Annotated in this window: 19 protein-coding genes and 1 tRNA gene; 7 read left to right on the top strand and 13 right to left on the bottom strand. The window is 66.5% G+C overall.

What is annotated here, in order from left to right:
* Positions 1 to 13 precede the first annotated feature (13 nt).
* The 3 genes from QXH22_RS18445 to QXH22_RS18435 are packed head-to-tail and all read left to right on the top strand — an operon-like array spanning position 14 to position 2005.
* Positions 14 to 691 carry an HAD-IA family hydrolase gene (locus QXH22_RS18445; protein WP_371934256.1) on the top strand — a complete coding sequence of 226 codons (678 nt, stop codon included), beginning with the start codon at positions 14 to 16 and terminating at the stop codon, positions 689 to 691.
* Entirely contained in the window at positions 684 to 1178 is a 495-nt protein-coding gene (locus QXH22_RS18440) for a low molecular weight protein-tyrosine-phosphatase (protein ID WP_306239957.1), read from the top strand. The genes QXH22_RS18445 and QXH22_RS18440 overlap by 8 nt, the downstream gene beginning before the upstream one ends.
* Complete coding sequence (locus tag QXH22_RS18435; protein ID WP_306239956.1) at positions 1178 to 2005, top strand: SURF1 family protein; 828 nt, start codon at positions 1178 to 1180, stop codon at positions 2003 to 2005. Before QXH22_RS18440 ends, QXH22_RS18435 begins: the two co-directional genes overlap by 1 nt.
* Here the strand turns inward: QXH22_RS18435 and QXH22_RS18430 are convergent.
* The 3 genes from QXH22_RS18430 to QXH22_RS18420 all read right to left on the bottom strand — a co-directional run bounded on the left by QXH22_RS18430 (position 1987) and on the right by QXH22_RS18420 (position 3888).
* Positions 1987 to 2931 carry a cobalamin biosynthesis protein gene (locus QXH22_RS18430; RefSeq protein WP_371934281.1) on the bottom strand — a complete coding sequence of 315 codons (945 nt, stop codon included), beginning with the start codon at positions 2929 to 2931 and terminating at the stop codon, positions 1987 to 1989. The genes QXH22_RS18435 and QXH22_RS18430 overlap by 19 nt on opposite strands.
* Positions 2932 to 3025: 94 nt before the next feature.
* Positions 3026 to 3199, bottom strand: a complete 174-nt coding sequence (locus QXH22_RS18425; RefSeq protein ID WP_306239953.1) for a hypothetical protein — start codon at positions 3197 to 3199, stop codon at positions 3026 to 3028.
* Between the two features lie 146 nt (positions 3200 to 3345).
* Positions 3346 to 3888, bottom strand: coding sequence for a nuclear transport factor 2 family protein (locus QXH22_RS18420; protein ID WP_306239952.1), 543 nt, complete (start codon positions 3886 to 3888; stop codon positions 3346 to 3348).
* Between the two features lie 233 nt (positions 3889 to 4121).
* Here QXH22_RS18420 and QXH22_RS18415 point away from each other — a divergent pair, with 233 nt between their 5' ends.
* Positions 4122 to 4937, top strand: coding sequence for an oxygenase MpaB family protein (locus QXH22_RS18415; RefSeq protein ID WP_306276570.1), 816 nt, complete (start codon positions 4122 to 4124; stop codon positions 4935 to 4937).
* Positions 4938 to 4953: 16 nt separating this feature from the next.
* Here the strand turns inward: QXH22_RS18415 and QXH22_RS18410 are convergent, their stop codons facing one another.
* The 3 genes from QXH22_RS18410 to QXH22_RS18400 are packed head-to-tail and all read right to left on the bottom strand — an operon-like array spanning position 4954 to position 6991.
* Entirely contained in the window at positions 4954 to 6090 is a 1137-nt protein-coding gene (locus QXH22_RS18410) for an epoxide hydrolase family protein (RefSeq protein WP_306276569.1), read from the bottom strand.
* 10 nt (positions 6091 to 6100) lie between these two features.
* A complete protein-coding gene (locus tag QXH22_RS18405) occupies positions 6101 to 6295 on the bottom strand; it encodes a hypothetical protein (RefSeq protein ID WP_055577209.1) in 195 nt (64 codons plus the stop codon).
* A gap of 60 nt (positions 6296 to 6355) precedes the next feature.
* Positions 6356 to 6991: a pyridoxamine 5'-phosphate oxidase family protein gene (locus QXH22_RS18400; RefSeq protein WP_306239949.1), complete on the bottom strand. Its 636-nt coding sequence runs from the start codon at positions 6989 to 6991 to the stop codon at positions 6356 to 6358.
* A gap of 281 nt (positions 6992 to 7272) precedes the next feature.
* On the opposite strand from QXH22_RS18400, the gene QXH22_RS18395 reads away from it, so the two are divergent.
* From QXH22_RS18395 to QXH22_RS18385, 3 genes are read left to right on the top strand one after another with little or no spacing between them, the layout of a single operon-like run.
* Positions 7273 to 7566: a FeoA family protein gene (locus QXH22_RS18395; RefSeq protein WP_306239948.1), complete on the top strand. Its 294-nt coding sequence runs from the start codon at positions 7273 to 7275 to the stop codon at positions 7564 to 7566.
* A complete protein-coding gene (feoB, locus tag QXH22_RS18390; RefSeq protein WP_306276568.1) occupies positions 7563 to 9503 on the top strand; it encodes a ferrous iron transport protein B in 1941 nt (646 codons plus the stop codon). Before QXH22_RS18395 ends, feoB begins: the two co-directional genes overlap by 4 nt.
* A gap of 2 nt (positions 9504 to 9505) precedes the next feature.
* On the top strand, positions 9506 to 10027 hold the full coding sequence (locus QXH22_RS18385; protein ID WP_306239946.1) for a NifU family protein: 522 nt from the start codon (positions 9506 to 9508) through the stop codon (positions 10025 to 10027).
* A 13-nt stretch (positions 10028 to 10040) separates the two neighbouring features.
* Here the strand turns inward: QXH22_RS18385 and QXH22_RS18380 are convergent, their stop codons facing one another.
* The 7 genes from QXH22_RS18380 to QXH22_RS18350 all read right to left on the bottom strand — a co-directional run bounded on the left by QXH22_RS18380 (position 10041) and on the right by QXH22_RS18350 (position 15337).
* The gene (locus QXH22_RS18380; RefSeq protein ID WP_306239944.1) at positions 10041 to 11087 is read right to left on the bottom strand and encodes a triacylglycerol lipase; all 1047 of its coding nucleotides are present in this window, start codon (positions 11085 to 11087) and stop codon (positions 10041 to 10043) included.
* Between the two features lie 86 nt (positions 11088 to 11173).
* A complete protein-coding gene (locus tag QXH22_RS18375; protein ID WP_306239943.1) occupies positions 11174 to 12391 on the bottom strand; it encodes an acyl-CoA dehydrogenase family protein in 1218 nt (405 codons plus the stop codon).
* 27 nt (positions 12392 to 12418) lie between these two features.
* Complete coding sequence (locus QXH22_RS18370; protein ID WP_306239941.1) at positions 12419 to 13501, bottom strand: phosphotransferase family protein; 1083 nt, start codon at positions 13499 to 13501, stop codon at positions 12419 to 12421.
* Between the two features lie 177 nt (positions 13502 to 13678).
* Positions 13679 to 13750 (bottom strand) — tRNA-Val (locus QXH22_RS18365).
* A gap of 46 nt (positions 13751 to 13796) precedes the next feature.
* Positions 13797 to 14258, bottom strand: a complete 462-nt coding sequence (locus QXH22_RS18360; RefSeq protein WP_306239920.1) for a peroxiredoxin — start codon at positions 14256 to 14258, stop codon at positions 13797 to 13799.
* The gene (locus tag QXH22_RS18355; RefSeq protein WP_306239919.1) at positions 14258 to 14668 is read right to left on the bottom strand and encodes a DUF3052 domain-containing protein; all 411 of its coding nucleotides are present in this window, start codon (positions 14666 to 14668) and stop codon (positions 14258 to 14260) included. Before QXH22_RS18355 ends, QXH22_RS18360 begins: the two co-directional genes overlap by 1 nt.
* 84 nt (positions 14669 to 14752) lie before the next feature.
* A complete protein-coding gene (locus QXH22_RS18350) occupies positions 14753 to 15337 on the bottom strand; it encodes a hypothetical protein (RefSeq protein ID WP_306239918.1) in 585 nt (194 codons plus the stop codon).
* Positions 15338 to 15390 lie beyond the last annotated feature (53 nt).

Raw genomic sequence — 15390 nt, 5'->3', positions numbered from 1 at the left:
GCGATCAACGACAATGGACACCGTGACACGCTCGATCGCAGGCCAGAAGGCCGAACTGGTGATCTTCGACCTCGACGGCACCCTGACCGATTCGGCGGCCGGAATCGTGGCCAGCTTCCGGCATGCGCTCACCCACATCGGCGCCGCGATTCCCGAGGGTGATCTGGCCGCCCAGATCGTCGGGCCGCCGATGGACGAAACGTTCCACGCCATGGAACTCGACGGGCGCGCCGATGAGGCATTCGCGGCCTTCCGCGCCGAGTACGGCAGCCGGGGCTGGGCGATCAACAGCCTGTTCGACGGCATCGCGCCGCTGCTGGCCGATCTCGAGGCCGCCGGGGTGCGGCTGGCCGTGGCCACCTCCAAGCTGGAGCCGACGGCCCGCCGCATCCTCGCCCACTTCGCACTCGACCAGCACTTCGAAGTCATCGCCGGCGCCAGTCCCGATGGCACCCGCAAGTCCAAGACCGACGTCCTGGCTCACGCGCTGGCGCAGCTGCAGCCACTTCCCGAGCGCGTTCTGATGGTCGGTGACCGCACTCACGACGTGCACGGGGCGGCCGCGCACGGCATCGACACGGTGGTCGTGGGCTGGGGCTACGGGCGGGGCGACTTCGCCGGCCCGATCGCGTTGACCGGCGTGACCCACGTCGAGACGATCGACGAACTCCGGAGGGCGTTGGGTGTCTGATCCACGGCTGCACGTGACGTTCGTCTGCTCGGGCAACATCTGTCGTTCGCCGATGGCCGAGAAGATGTTCGCCCATCAGATCTCCGAACGCGGTCTCGGCGACGTCGTACGCGTCACCAGTGCCGGCACCGGCAACTGGCACGCCGGCGAAGGGGCCGACCGGCGCGCCAAGCGGGTATTGCGCGACCACGGCTACCCCACCGACCACCGCGCAGCTCAGGTGGACGACGACCACCTTTCCGCCGACCTGGTGATCGCGCTCGGGCGCAACCATCAGCGACTGCTCCGTGATCTGGGGGTGGAGGACGACCGGCTGCGGATGCTGCGCTCGTTCGATCCCCGCTCGGGCGCCCACACTCCCGACGTCGAAGACCCCTACTACGGAGACCACAGCGACTTCGAGACGGCGTTCGTCGTCATCGAGGCCGCGCTGCCGGGCCTGCACGCGTGGGTCGACGAGAGACTTGCGCAGAACGGTTACGGCTGATGGTCAGGCGCTTGCGGTTCCTGCTGCGGCCGGGCTGGGTGGCGCTGATTCTGGTGTGTGTCGCGTTCACCTACCTGTGTTTCACCGTGCTCGCGCCGTGGCAGCTGGGGAAGAACACCAGGACCTCACGGGAGAATCAGCAGATCGCCGACTCCCTGAACACGCCGGCCGTTGCATTGAAAACCCTTCTTCCTCAGCAAGATTCGACAGCACCTGGCGCTCAGTGGCGGCAGGTGACGGCCACCGGACACTATCTGTCGGACGTGCACGTGCTGGCCCGGTTGCGGGTGGTGGACGGCGATCAGGCCTTCGAGGTGCTGATGCCGTTCGTCGTCGATGACGGCCCGACCGTGCTCGTCGACCGCGGCTACGTGCGGCCCGAGCAGGGTTCCCACGTGCCGCCGATCCCACCGGCGCCCACCCAGTCGGTGACCATCACCGCGCGGCTGCGCGATTCGGAGCCGGCGGTGCAGGGCAAGGACCCGTTCACCCGGGACGGCTACCAGCAGGTGTACTCGGTGAACACGGCACAGGTCTCGGCTCTGACCAGAGTGCCGCTGGCGGGGTCCTATCTGCAGCTGATCGAGAACCAGCCCGGTGGACTCGGCGTCATCGGAGTGCCGCATCTGGACGCCGGACCGTATCTCTCGTACGGCATTCAATGGGTGCTCTTCGGCGTCCTCGCACCGATCGCCCTGGGATATTTCGTCTATTCGGAGGTACGCGCACGGCGCCGGGACAAGCAGGGGTTGGCGGTTGCCGAGCCGAAGCCGACCGCGATGACCGTGGAGGACAAGCTCGCCGACCGCTACGGCCGACGGCGCTGAAGCGCGGTCGACGAGCGTGTCCTGACGGCGGAAGAACCACGAAATCTTCTCCCTGGGAACATGTTCGGTGCAATACCGGCCAGCGCGACCAGCGCAACGGCACCCGCCTGCACCAGCTGTGACAATCGCACCGCGCGGCGCAGGTCGCCTGCCGTCGGCGTCCGCCCGTCGCCCAGCGTCGGCCGGATCTGCAATTCGTGGCGGTACTGGGTGGGGCCCCCGAGTCGCACCCCGAGCGCGCCCGCGAACGCGGCCTCGACCACCCCGGCGTTAGGGCTGGGATGCCGGCTCGCGTCGCGTCGCCAGGCCCGCACCGCCGCGACGGGCGAGCCGCCGATCAACGGCGCGCACACGACCACCAGCGCGGCGGTCACCCGCGCTCCGAGGAAATTCGCCAGATCATCCAATCGTGCTGCGGCCCAACCGAATCGGAGATACCGGGGCGATCGGTATCCGACCATCGCATCGAGGGTGTTGACCGCGCGATAGGCCAGCACCGCGGGCGCTCCGCCGGCCACGGCCCACAGCAGCGCCACCACCTGGGCGTCGGAGGTGTTCTCGGCTACCGACTCCAGCGCCGCGCGGGCCAGTCCCGCCTCATCCAGCGCGGCCGGATCCCGTCCGCACAGCGACGGCAGTAAGCGTCGTGCACCGTCGATATCGCCGCCGTCCAGCAGCTCTGCCATGCGACTGCCGGTACGGGCCAGTGACGTACCGCCCAACGACACCCAGGTTGCCAGCGCGGCGGCCGTCGCGGGGCCCGCGCGACGCTGCAGGGCCATACCGAGCAGTCCGACGCCGCCCACCAGCAGGCCGACGTGCACTACTCCGGCCGTTTCACTGTCGCGGTAGCTGACCTGTTCCAGCTTGGCTGCTGCTGTCCCGAATAATGCGACGGGATGGGCCCACATTGGGTCTGCGAACATCAAGTCGGCCAGATAACCCGCGACGACGCCGAGTACCCGGGCCTGCCCCGCCTTCACGAACACCCGGGCAGCGTCTCACACCGCAGATGAGCGGCTAGATGACCACCACGACGACGAGCAGGGTGATCAGGACGATGAACTGCGCAGCCAGCATCCACCACATCTCCGGGACGGAGTTGAACGCGGCCTGAGAGCGTCCGAGCTGGAAAAAATTCGCCAACTTGGCCGCCGAGACATCGGGCTCGCCGACTGACGGTTCGATTGACATGTGTGCAAGATGCCCGTTTCTAGCCGATCTAACCTTAATCGGCGGTGAACTCGGTCACAGGTCCAGGCGCAGGCCCAGCTCGCGCCGATGAAATGACGCAGATCACGAGCAGCGACGGGCCTCAACCACCCCTTTTGCGCACGCGGTCACGCCTCGCTCCTCCCGCTGGGAGCGTCTAATCGGCCGGGTTCACCGGAGTGCCGGTCGCTGGGCAAACCGGTGGTGGTCTGGTCCACCGTCACGACCCACCGGTCGAGCCGCCATACGCCGTGCCGCTTGACGGCCGTGAAGTCGTAGCAACCCGTCAGATCGGGCACCGGCGAACCGCCACCCCGGATCGCAAACACCTGGACATAACAGTGTCCGGTCACTTCCCCGTCGGTCTGACTTGTCATCCAGAGCGAGTTCACCGCGTGGCGTCGTGTGTTGTGTTCGGCCCTGAACGCTGACTTCCTGGCGGCGAGCAGTTTCATGACGACGTCGATGTGCTCGGATAACACTCGACCTTCATGCAACAGGACCAGTTCCGGTGATTCGGTGAACAAAGCGCGGAATTCATCGAGGCGGTCGTGGTCATAGGTGTAGGCGTAGGCGCCCAACAGGTTGATCACCGCAAGTCGATCGGCGACATCGAAGTGTGCATCTCCAGCGTCCCTGCCGGCCGCTAGCAACAGTTGCTCGTCGAGCATATTCACCCTCTTCTCCGGGAGAGCTGACCATATTGTCAACCCAAGTTGACATTAACTATCGTAGGTCTCAGCTAGCTTTTGTCAACTAGGGTTGTCACCCTGGCTTACGGCGTGGTCCGCAACCGTCGGATCGCCCGACACCATGTCTGCCAGTGACCGTGCCGTGCGTGGACGATCTCGACCCGAGGCGCTGTCGCGCGTGGTCTACTCGAAGACATGAGCCAGGACCCGCGATGAAGCGCCCGGTCAGCCGCGTCGCCGACCTGCTGAACCCGGCGGCGTTCTTGCTGCCGGCGGCGAATGTGATCATGCAGCTGTCCCGGCCGGGCGTCGGGTACGGCGTCCTGGAAAGCCCGGTGGACAGCGGCAACGTCTACAAGCACCCCTTCAAACGGGCCCGTACCACCGGGACGTATCTCGCGGTGGCCACCATCGGCACGGACTCCGATCGCAAACTGATCAGGAAGGCCGTCGACATCGCCCACCGGCAGGTCCGCTCCACGGCGTCGAGCCCGGTGGCCTATCGCGCCTTCGATCCCGCGCTGCAGCTGTGGGTCGCCGCCTGCCTGTACCGCTACTACGTCGAGCAGCACGAGTTCCTGCACGGGCCGCTCGATGATGCGGCCGCCGACGCCGTCTACCAGGACGCCAAACGACTGGGCACCACCCTGCAGGTGCCCGAGCGGCTCTGGCCGGCCGACCGGGTCGCCTTCGATGAGTACTGGAAGCGGTCGTTGGACGAACTGCAGATCGACCCGCCGGTGCGGGAACACCTGCATGGGGTGGCCTCGATGGCGTTCCTGCCGTGGCCGCTGCGCACGCTGGCCGGACCGTTCAACTTGTTTGCGACGACGGGGTTTCTGGCGCCGGAGTTCCGGGCGATGATGCGGCTGGACTGGTCGGAGTCACAGCAGTACCGGTTCGAGCTGCTGCTCTCGACGCTGCGGGTGGCCGACCGGCTGATACCGCACCGGGCCTGGCTTCTGGTCTATCGGATGTACTTGTGGGACATGAGGTTTCGCGCACGCCGCGGCTGGCGGGTGGTCTAGCCGGCGGCAACGCACGTCAACGTACGGTCGCGAAGAACTTCCGCACGTCGTCCACGAACAGCTCGGGCTGCTCGAACGCGGCGAAGTGCCCGCCGCGCGGCATGGTGGTCCAGTGGGTGATGTCGAAGTTCGGTTCGCACCAGCGGCGCGGAGCCCGCAGGATCTCTTTCGGGAAAGACGCGACGCCCGTGGGCAATTCGACGCGGGTGGTGTCCCCCCACTTCTTGAAGCTCTCCCAGTACAGCCGCGCGGAGGACGCCGCCGTCTCGGTCACCCAGTACAGCATCACGTTGTCCAGCAACTCATCTCGCGTAAGAACGTTCTCCGGGTGCCCGTCGCAGTCCATCCACGCCTGGAACTTCTCGACGATCCAGGCCAGCTGACCCACCGGCGAATCGACCAGCCCGTACCCCACCGTCTGCGGCCGCGTCGACTGCTGCTTGGAATACCCCGTCCCGTTCTTGCGGTGCTCAGCCAGCGCGGCCAGCGCCTGCTGCTCCTCGGGCGTCGGGTTGGCCATCGTCTCGGCGGTGGGCGTACCCAACGGCATGTTCAGATGGATCGCGGCGCAGTTGCCGCCCCCCGAACCGGCATTGCGACCGATCTGACTGGTGACCGCCGAGCCCCAGTCACCACCCTGCGCGCCGTAGCGGTCGTAGCCCAACCGCTGCATCAACTCTTCCCAGACCAGCGCGATCTTCTCCACACCCCAGCCGGTGCGGCCCGGCTTACCCGAGAACCCGTACCCCGGCAGCGACGGACACACCACGTGGAAGGCGTCCTCGGCCCGTCCACCGTGGGCGGTCGGGTTGGTCAGCGGCTCGATCACCTTGTGGAACTCCACGATCGACCCCGGCCAGCCGTGGGTGATCAGCAGCGGGAAGGCGTCGTCGTGCGGCGAACGCTGGTGGATGAAGTGGATGTCCAGACCGTCGAACTGGTCCACGAAGTGGTCGAAGCGGTTCAGCGCCGCCTCGCGAGCGCGCCAGTCGTAGTCGGTGGACCAGTACGCGGCCAGATCCCGGGTGTAGCGCAACGGGATGCCCTGGCTCCAGTCGTCCACGCATTCGGCTTCGGGCCACCGGGTGCGCTGCAGCCGAAGGCGCAGATCGTCGAGTACGTCGTCGGGAACGTCGATGCGAAACGGCTTCACCCGATCGACCCTACTTTTGTGTCGCGTCCTTGATCAGCGTGCTGATCTGCTCGAGCAGTTCACGCATGTCGGCGCGCATGGCATCCACCGCCGCGTACAGGTCGGCCTTGGTTGCCGGCTGCTGGTCCGACGACAACGGCCGCACCGGCGGCCCCGATGTCTTGCGTGCTGCGCTGTCGCTCTGAGAACCAGGTAGGTCACCCACGGTGTCGAGCGTGCCATACCCGGTTAGGCACGTCCACGAAGGGCAGCTTTTCGTGGCGGGTCACCGATCTGGGCGCAACTGTTCACGAAGCGCCGCATTCTCGGCCTGCAGGGCTGAAAGTCGTTGGCGCAACGAGGCGAGCTGCGGTTCGAGCTCCGCGGCGGTGAAGCGGGCAGTGATGTGCTGGTGACAGTTCCAGTCGTAGGCCTCGACGTCGACGACGACGGCGCGCTCCACGACCGCGTCATAACTGACTTCGGCAAGCTGGGCGATCAGGACGGGGTCGTCGTCGGCGGCAACGACACGGGCTCGCCCGAAGATCTTCAGGCGCCGCTTGTGCGCGTAATCCATTGCGATGATCGCGACCCGGTTGTCCCCGGCGACATTGCCGGTGCTGATGTACTGCAGGTTGCCGCGAAAGTCCGCCCAGCCGATGGTGTGGTCGTCGATGACGCGAAGGAAACCGGGCGGCCCACCCCGGAACTGGACGTAGGGCCAGCCCGTCGCTCCGACGCTGGCCAGATAGAAGCTGTCGCGTTCGCCGAGGTAATCCCGCTCGTCATCGGTCAGCGGGTCGGCGCCGGGGACGGCCTTGGCCTGAACCCGTTTGCGATCGTAGAAGGCATCGCTGCCGTACTGATGCTGCACGGCTCGGACGTCATCGGTGAACGCGATCAGACCGTAGTGTTTGCTCATCGCGCACCCGCCTACTCTGTGTGGCCTCGGGAGTACGTTCGTTCACGCGGCCGTCGTCGGCCCACAACAACCCGTGCAGGGCAACGGCCATGGTAACGCGCCGAGAGTGCGGTGGCATCCGAAGCCATCGGGCGCAACACCGCTGAGTCGGCCTCGAAACTCCTTTGCGTGATATGCCGCTGAGCCCTTGGCGCCCTTGCCCTTGGTGAGGCTGACCTAACTACGGATACTCTTGGTTATCACCCGCGTGCGGGCGTGTCGGCAATCCGGAGGTACCAACGATGCCCAACAGCCGGTTGGAGCGATCAGCGCCGAAGTCCCGGCCTGGTCAGGACCGCCGGCCGACCCTCGCCGACCTGGCTCCCGGAACCGGCGCCGAGATCGTCGCGTTCGACCCAGCGATTGCCCCGGATATCGCAAATCGCCTGCGCCACTTGGGTTTCCGACCCGGCGTCCAAGTCATTAAGCTGCGCACCGCCCCGCTCGGCGACCCTGCGGTGTACCGGCTGCTGGGTTACGACACGTGCTTGCGGCGCCGGGAAGCCGCCCAGATCGAGATCACCGAGCAGTCATGACCGCGTCCTGCCACGACGACGGGGGTGCGGTCGCCGCCCCGCCCGGCCTGTCCCGGACGGCGCTGATCGGCAGCCCCAACGCCGGCAAGACCACCGTGTTCAACCAGCTCACCGGGATGAGGGCACGCACCGGCAACTACCCCGGTGTCACCGTCGCCCGCCGGGTAGGCACCGGGAAGTTCCGCAGCGAGGACGAAACGACGACGTTCCTCGTCGAGGACGTCCCGGGGTGTTACAGCCTGCACCCCGTCAGCCCGGACGAACAGGTGGTCGCCGACCTGCTGCGCGGGGAATTGCCTGGCATCACCGCACCGGATGCGCTCGCTGTGGTCGTCGATGTCACCGTCCTGGAGCGGTCGCTGTCGCTGGTGTCGCAGGTACTCGCACTGGGCAAGCCCACCCTGCTCATCCTCACCATGGGAGACGAACTTGCGGCCCGCGGCGGCCAGCTGGACACCGAAAAATTCGCCGCCGCGCTGGGCATCCCGGTGGTCAGCGTGATCGGCAGCCGCGGCAAGGGGTTCGAACCGCTACGGGCACTGCTGGCCGCGCCGCAGACTTGGCAGCGCGTCGCCATCCCGCCACCGTCCGACGACGCCGAATACCAGAGCTGGATCGCCTCGATCCTCCATGCCGGCCGGTACCGGGCACCTGAGCCGGACCGCCGCAGCGCGCGGATCGACCGGGTGCTGTTGCACCCCGTGTGGGGTTCGTTGTTCTTCGTCGCGGTGATGTTCGCGTTCTTCCAGATCGTCTTCACCCTGGCCGCGCCGTTGCAGGACCTGATCGAGAAGTCGTTCAGCTGGCTGGGCACCCTGGTGGACGACCACATCAGCAACGGCGCGATCGCGGGACTGCTCGGCCACGGGGTGATCGGCGGAGTTGGCGCCGTCCTGGTCTTCATCCCGCAGATCGTGCTGATGTTCCTGCTGATCTCCCTGCTGGAAAACATCGGCTACATGACGCGCGCCGCGTTCCTGGTGGACCGCATCATGGCGACCACCGGACTGGACGGCCGCGCCTTCGTGGCGATGCTGTCATCTCTGGCGTGCGCGGTGCCCGCCATCATGGCCACCCGCACCATTCCGTCGTCACGAGACCGGCTCGCCACCTGCATGGCCGCGCCGTTGATGACATGTTCGGCCCGCCTGCCGGTGTACATCCTGCTCATCGGGATGCTGGTCAGTCCGCAGGACAGGTGGGGGCCGGTCTCGATGCAGGGCGTGGTCATGTTCGGCATGTACCTGCTCGGCGGCGTCTCGGCGATGCTCACCGCCTGGCTGTTCAAATCGGTGGTGCTCGGCGGGGATCTGCTGCCGTTCTACATGGAGATGCCGCCCTACCGATTCCCGTCGCTCAAGTCGGTCGTGATGACCGTGTGGGACTCGGCAAAGGTGTTTCTGCGCAAGGCCGGAACCATCATCCTGGGCACCTCTGTCGTGTTGTGGTTTCTGCTCAACCTGCCGACGCGCACCGCGGAGACCGCCGGTATGGACCAGACCGCGGCTTCGGCCTACGTCGTCAACCATTCCTTCGCCGCCGGCCTGGGCAAGATTCTCGAACCGCTGTTCGCGCCGCTGGGTTTCGACTGGCGGGTCTGCGTCGGCCTGATCGGCGCGATGGCCGCCCGTGAAGTGTTCGTGGCCACGTTGGGGCAGATCTTCGCCACCGGCGAATCCGGCGACCTGGTCTCGGCCGCGCATTCGGCCGTCTTCACCTCCGGCCCGCATCACGGGCAGCTGGTGTTCACCGCGCCGACGATCATGGCGTTGCTCGTGTTCTTCGCCTACGCCCTGCAGTGCATGTCGACGATCGCCACGCTGCGGCGCGAGACCAACTCGTGGCGCTGGCCGCTGGTGGCGTGGGGTTACATGTTCGTGCTCGCCTGGGTGGCGGCGTTCGCCGCCCGGCACATCACCTTGTGGCTGACGGGTTGATCGTGACGGTTCCGCTGCTGCACCCGCAGACCACCGACGACCCCCGCCTGATGCGGTGGCTGACCGGGACACGGCAGCTGCCCGATGTCCCGCCGCAGTTGACCGCGCTGATCACCGAGGGCGTGCTGGAACGGGCGGAGGTAGGCGCCGGCGAGGTGCGAACGCGGTTGTGCGCCAACAGATCCTGGGAGGTCGACGGTCCCCGGGTGCGCTCGGCGCTGTTCGATGCGCTGTCCGGTCAGACCCCCGACGTCAGCGAACAGGAGCTGCGCGACGGGATCGACGAGATTCTGGCGCGCGACGTGTCGCCGATCGCCGCCTCGCACGGAGGCGCGATCAAGGTGCACTCGGTGCACGACGGTGTTCTCACCGTGGAACTGACCGGAGCCTGCCTGGGCTGCCCGCTGAGCGGTCGCACCCTGGGCGACCTGGTGACCCGCAGCGTGCAGGCGCGCTACCCGCAGATCCGCGAGGTCCGGGCGACCCAGCCGCGCCGCACGTGGCTGAAACTCAAACGGCGGTAGCGCGCGCGTTGCCTCAACTGGCCGGGCAACCCTCGCGGTTGACCCCGTCGAGCGCCTTGGGCGCGCCCTCGATCGCCTTGTGCACCACGTCGAGCACCTGCGGATCCCAGGTGAGCGCGGTGGGCCAGTCCAACCCGGCGGCGTTGGACACGAAGATGCTGTGGGTGTCGTCGAAGGTGTAACAGCGCCGGTGCGGCAGTACCGGATCGCCGATGTCCTTGGCCAGGGCGCTCTGCAACGCCACCAGACCGTCGTTGGGCCACACCGCGGGGTTCACCTGACCGGGCTTGGTGAATTTCTTGCCGCCGATCAGCACGACAGGGATCTTGTCCAGCACACCGGACTGGAAGTCGTTCCAGCCGTTCTTGCCCATCAGAAAAGCCTGGTTCACCTCACGGCCCGAGCCGGCCATCAGCCGCAGCACCTCGTCCTTGAATCCGTTCATAGCCTTCTCGCAGAACGTGTCTCCGAGGCAATCGGTGAGCGGAAGGATGCCGTTGGCATAGTCGGACAGATACGAGCCCTGCCACGGGGTGCCGATCGTGGTCAGCGAGCGGATATGCAGCGGGGAATTCGTGCTCGACAGCACCCGGATCGCGGCACGCGAGTAGAGACCGCCCATCGAGTGGGCAACCAGGTCGACGTCGTTGACCCCTTTCTCGGTGTGCAGGTAGGTGAGGAACCGGGCGAGGTGCTCACCGGCGGTGTCGATACTTCCCGTGGAGTCGACGGTCATGTTCTCCGGCAGCGTCACCGGGCAGATCGCGAACGGGCCGAATCCGGTTTGGTCGACCACCTGCCCGCGCCCGGCCATCGCCGGCGAGGTGTAGACGGTGTACGCCTGCTTCAGCAGGTATTCGCGGATCGCGGTGTCGGTGTTGCCCGCCGCCAGTCCGGTTGCGCATGCCTGGTCCGGGGTGGTGAACGGGCTGGTGGCATCTCCCCCGGAGACGATCACCACGGCCTGAGCGGCCGGACGTTTGCCCGATGATGCATCTTTGTTCCCGCAGCCGGCGAGCATCGTCACCACCACCACAACCAGCACCAGAAGTCGTCGCACGCCACAGGATGCTAGACCCCGCACCGCGGGTTCTTGGTCAAACAGCCAAAGCCGTTGAGGTTTCGATAGGGAACCGATGCCCGATCTCAGACGGTGTCCGATCCGGGCACCCGCGCCGCCGCCGAGCCGACGTGGTTCATCCGCCGGATGATCGCGTACTTGTGGACTTCGGTGGGCCCGTCGTAGAGCCGGAATCCCCGGATGTCCCGGAAGATCATCTCGATCGGCGTTTCGTCGGTGACGCCGATTCCACCCATGACCTGTATGCAACGGTCGACGACCTTGAACAGCTCCTCGGACACGAATGCCTTGCTGATCGAACTCTCGTGCCGGCCTTTGTGCCCCTGGTCCAGGATCCACGCCGTGTGCCAGATCGCCAACCGACACTGGGTGAGGGCAATTTCGTTGTCCGCCAACATGAATCCGACGCCCTGGTGATCGATGATCGGGGCGCCGAACGCCGTCCGGGTCTTCGCGTGCTCCAGGGCGATGTGCTGGGCACGTGAGGCGGCCCCCAGCCAGCGCATGGCGTGGGTGAGACGTGCCGGGGCCAGGCGCATCTGGGCGTAGCGCATCGCCTCGCCGACTTCGCCGAGCACATTCGACGCGGGCACCCGCAGGTCGTCGAAGACGACGACGCCGTGCCCTTCGACATAGTTGCGGTCCATGGAGTTCATCACCCGCTCGATGACAATCCCTCCAGAGCCGGGGTCATCACCCTTAGCCAGGAACAACGTTGGCCCGTTACGGTTTTCGTCACCGACCACGTTGGCCATAACGATCCAGGTTCCCGCGCCGTTGGCGCCGGTGATGAGCCACTTGCGGCCGCTGATGACGTAGGAGTCGCCGTCGCGTCGCGCCTCGGTGCGCAGTTGCGACGGATCCGAACCTGCTCCACCGGGCTCGGTCATCGCAAACACCGATCGGACGGTGCCGTCCAGGACGGGTTTCAGGAAGACCTCGGCCTGCTCGTCGGTCGTCAGCTTGTCGAGCAGAAACATGTTCCCCTCGTCGGGCGCGGCGCAGTTCATCGCGACCGGCCCGAGCGTGGACCACCCGGCCGCCTCGTAGATCACCGACTGCTCGATGTGCGAAATGCCTTTTCCGCCGAATCGTGTGGATGCCTGCGGGGTCAGAAGTCCTTCCTTGCGTGCCAATTCCACGAGCTCGCGGCGCAGGTCGTCGTTGGGGCCGTGCTGGGTGAGCCGCGGATCGCGCTCGTAGGGGACGATCGCGTCGATGACGAATCGGCGGACCCGCTCGCCGAGTGCCGTCAGTTCCGGGGGTACGGAGAAGTCGATCACGGAGCCATCCTTTTGGGTTGTGGGCGATCAGATGTCTTCTGCCGAAAGGGAATCGGCGGTCACCGTCAGAACAGATGTGGCAATGCGGTTGAACGCGGCGTACTGCGGGCCGACGAGCGCACCACGTTGGTGCAGCACGAATAGCTGCTGCCAGGCGATCGCGAGGCGGAGCCGGCCCAACACCAGGTAGAAGCCGACCGGCACCGCTTCCCGTCCGGCCGCGACAAAGTACTTCGCCGCGAGCGCTTTCCGGTCCGGGAAGCCCGGCTGCAGGGACGGGGCCAATCCGAGGTCGCGAATGACGTCCGCGTCGTCGGCCTGCGCCCAATAGGACAGCGTGACGCCGAGATCGAAGAGCGGATCGCCCAGCGTCGACATGTCCCAATCGATCACCGCGGCAGCCGCGCCGGTGGCATCGAAGATGACGTTGTCAAACTTGAAATCGTTGTGCAGCACAGTGGGTTTGATCGACGGGTCGGGTGCAGCGGCGCCCAGCCACGTCACGATGTGCTCGACCGACGTCGGCGGTGATCCGTCGAACGCGTTGTGTGCCCGCCGGTTCCAGCCGGCGATCTGTCGCGCGATGAAGCCTTGGGGCCGCCCGAGCTCGGCGAGCTCGGGGTGGGTGTCGAGGTCGATCGCATGCAGGTCCGCCAGGGCCGTCACGAATTCGTCGGCGAGCCTGGCGCTGGGGATGGCGGCGAGTTGCTCGGGAATCGTGTCCGACACGACGGTGCCGGGGCGGTATTCGATCAGCTGAAAGGGTCCTCCGAGTACCGAGGCATCGTCACAGAAGGCCACTGCCCGCGGCGCGCGGCGGTAGTGCGCGTGCAGGCGACTCAGCACCCGGAATTCTCGCGCCATATCGCTGGCGCCCTCGGCCAGCTGTCCGCCCGGCGGCCGGCGCAACACCACGGGTTGGCCGTCCACCGAGATCAGGTAGTTCAGATTGGCCAGACCGTTGGCGAACTGACGCGGCTCAACGGCGTCGAGCACCATCCCGCCGCCACGCAGCCAGGCGCCCAGCGCTTCCCAGTTCTGCGGCGAGCACTCGGCACGGAAACACTGCTGTTCAAGGGCGGCACCGGCGAGATCGTGGCGTGCGGTCATCGGGCTCCTTTAGACAGATCGCGTCCTACCGGACATTACGTCCGACGCCGATCGCGGGAACACGCCGCCCGAGCGTGCCGATAGCGCGCGGGCGCCCCTGACCCGCGCGAGCAGGCGCAAAATCACCTCATTTCGGCCCGAAATGGGTGATTTTGCGTCTGTTCGCCACGTGAAAAGTGGGCGCGGACGGTATCGAACCGCCGACCGCTGGTGTGTAAAACCAGAGCTCTACCACTGAGCTACGCGCCCTTATGCCCCGGCGCAGGCTACACGCCGAAAGCCCAACCACCCAAAACTAAACGCGCAACGCCGCCAGCGCCTGGGTCCACACCGCACGATCGCGGGCCTCGCCAGGCTGCTTCATCTCGGCGAACCGGATGATGCCCTCCTTGTCCACCACGAAGGTGCCGCGGTTGGAGATGCCGGCCACTTCGTTGAACACCCCGTAGGCCTGACTGACCTCGCCGTGCGGCCAGAAGTCCGACAGCACCGGAAACAAGAACCCGCTTTGCACCGCCCAGATCTTGTGGGTGGGCGGCGGCCCCACCGAGATGGCCAGCACCGCGCTGTCGTCGTTCTCGAACTCCGGCAGGTTGTCCCGCACCTGGTCCAGCTCGCCCTGGCAGATTCCGGTGAACGCCAGCGGGAAGAACACCAGCAGCACGTTCTTGGCGCCGCGATAGCCGCTGAGCGTGACAGGCTGCTGGTTCTGGTCGCGCAGCGTGAAGTCGGGGGCGGTTGCTCCGACGTCGAGCATCAGCGCTTACCGGTCCGCGACTTCGGCTGAACCAATCTGCTGGCCGCCCAGTTGCCCAGGTTGACCGACGACGTGGGCATCAGGCCCGCAGTCGGGGCTGCCTCGGCGATGTCGGCGGGCAGGACGTGCCCCGGCCGGCCGGTCTTGGGCGTCAGCACCCAGATGACGCCGTCCTCGGCCAGCGGGCTGATTGCGTCCATCAGCAGGTCAACCAGGTCGCCGTCACCGTCGCGGTACCACATCAGGACGACATCGACGACCTCGTCGGTGTCCTCGTCGAGCAATTCGCTGCCGCAGGCATCCTCGACATCAGCGCGGATGTCGTCGTCGGTGTCTTCGTCCCAACCCCACTCTTGGACGACTTGGTCCCGTTGGATGCCCAGTTTGCGAGCGTGATCCGCCGCGACCACCGTGGAACCTCCTAAACAGACGAGAGCAAGACAACCGAGAGCGACGAACGTAATCGTCGCACAGGCACTAGTAGCTTCATACGGCTAACCCACGCACATTTTCAACGCCTTTGTCTTGGCGTCGTTGAGCCGGTCCACCCGCCGGTTGAACTCACCGGTCGAGGCGTGGGTGCCGATCGCGTTGGCGACCTGACGAGCAGCGTCGTTGTAGGTGTTCATCGCGTCGCGCATCTGGCCCGGCAGCGCGTCACTGTAGCTGTTCTCCACCGCCGAGGCGCTGGCGTTCAGCGCGTCGATGGCCGGGCCTTCGGCCGGCCCCGTGTTCTTGCCGCCGTTGAAGGCCGCGACGAAGGCGTTCACCTTGTCGATCGCTTCCTTGCTGGTGGTGGCGAGAGTGTCGCAGGAGGTGCGAATCGCCCTGGTGGTCACCGAGGCGATGCGCTGGGATTCGCGGACGCTGGACGTCACCGACGACGCCGAAACCGACGCGGACACCGAGGACCGGTAGGCGGGGGCGACGTTGGTGTCCGGCGCCCCGGTCCCCTCGGTCACCTTGGTACAGCCGACAATGCCGATCGCCACCACAGCGACGGACCCGAGAGCCAGGGCGCCTCGCCTGGGGAACGCCCCCACGCGCCTGCGAGGGACGGCACGCCATCCGATGAGCACGGGACCTGACGTTACCGGGTCGCGATCCCAACTGCCCCATTAGCACCGACTTC

Origin of the sequence: Mycobacterium sp. TY814 (assembly GCF_030755175.1) — a bacterium.
Lineage (GTDB): Bacteria > Actinomycetota > Actinomycetes > Mycobacteriales > Mycobacteriaceae > Mycobacterium.
The sequence above is the reverse complement of the archived record's forward strand: the minus strand, read 5'-3'. Positions and strand labels throughout refer to the sequence as shown.

Excerpts from the sequence above, each read along its gene's own strand:
- QXH22_RS18425 (WP_306239953.1), bottom strand. The coding sequence starts at position 3,199 with ATGTCAATCGAACCGTCAGTCGGCGAGCCCGATGTCTCGGCGGCCAAG.
- QXH22_RS18400 (WP_306239949.1), bottom strand. The coding sequence starts at position 6,991 with ATGAGCAAACACTACGGTCTGATCGCGTTCACCGATGACGTCCGAGCC.
- QXH22_RS18420 (WP_306239952.1), bottom strand. The coding sequence starts at position 3,888 with ATGCTCGACGAGCAACTGTTGCTAGCGGCCGGCAGGGACGCTGGAGAT.
- QXH22_RS18445 (WP_371934256.1), top strand. The coding sequence starts at position 14 with ATGGACACCGTGACACGCTCGATCGCAGGCCAGAAGGCCGAACTGGTG.
- QXH22_RS18415 (WP_306276570.1), top strand. The coding sequence starts at position 4,122 with ATGAAGCGCCCGGTCAGCCGCGTCGCCGACCTGCTGAACCCGGCGGCG.
- QXH22_RS18435 (WP_306239956.1), top strand. The coding sequence starts at position 1,178 with ATGGTCAGGCGCTTGCGGTTCCTGCTGCGGCCGGGCTGGGTGGCGCTG.
- QXH22_RS18370 (WP_306239941.1), bottom strand. The coding sequence starts at position 13,501 with ATGACCGCACGCCACGATCTCGCCGGTGCCGCCCTTGAACAGCAGTGT.
- QXH22_RS18360 (WP_306239920.1), bottom strand. The coding sequence starts at position 14,258 with ATGCTCGACGTCGGAGCAACCGCCCCCGACTTCACGCTGCGCGACCAG.
- QXH22_RS18395 (WP_306239948.1), top strand. The coding sequence starts at position 7,273 with ATGCCCAACAGCCGGTTGGAGCGATCAGCGCCGAAGTCCCGGCCTGGT.
- feoB (WP_306276568.1), top strand. The coding sequence starts at position 7,563 with ATGACCGCGTCCTGCCACGACGACGGGGGTGCGGTCGCCGCCCCGCCC.
- QXH22_RS18430 (WP_371934281.1), bottom strand. The coding sequence starts at position 2,931 with ATGTTCGCAGACCCAATGTGGGCCCATCCCGTCGCATTATTCGGGACA.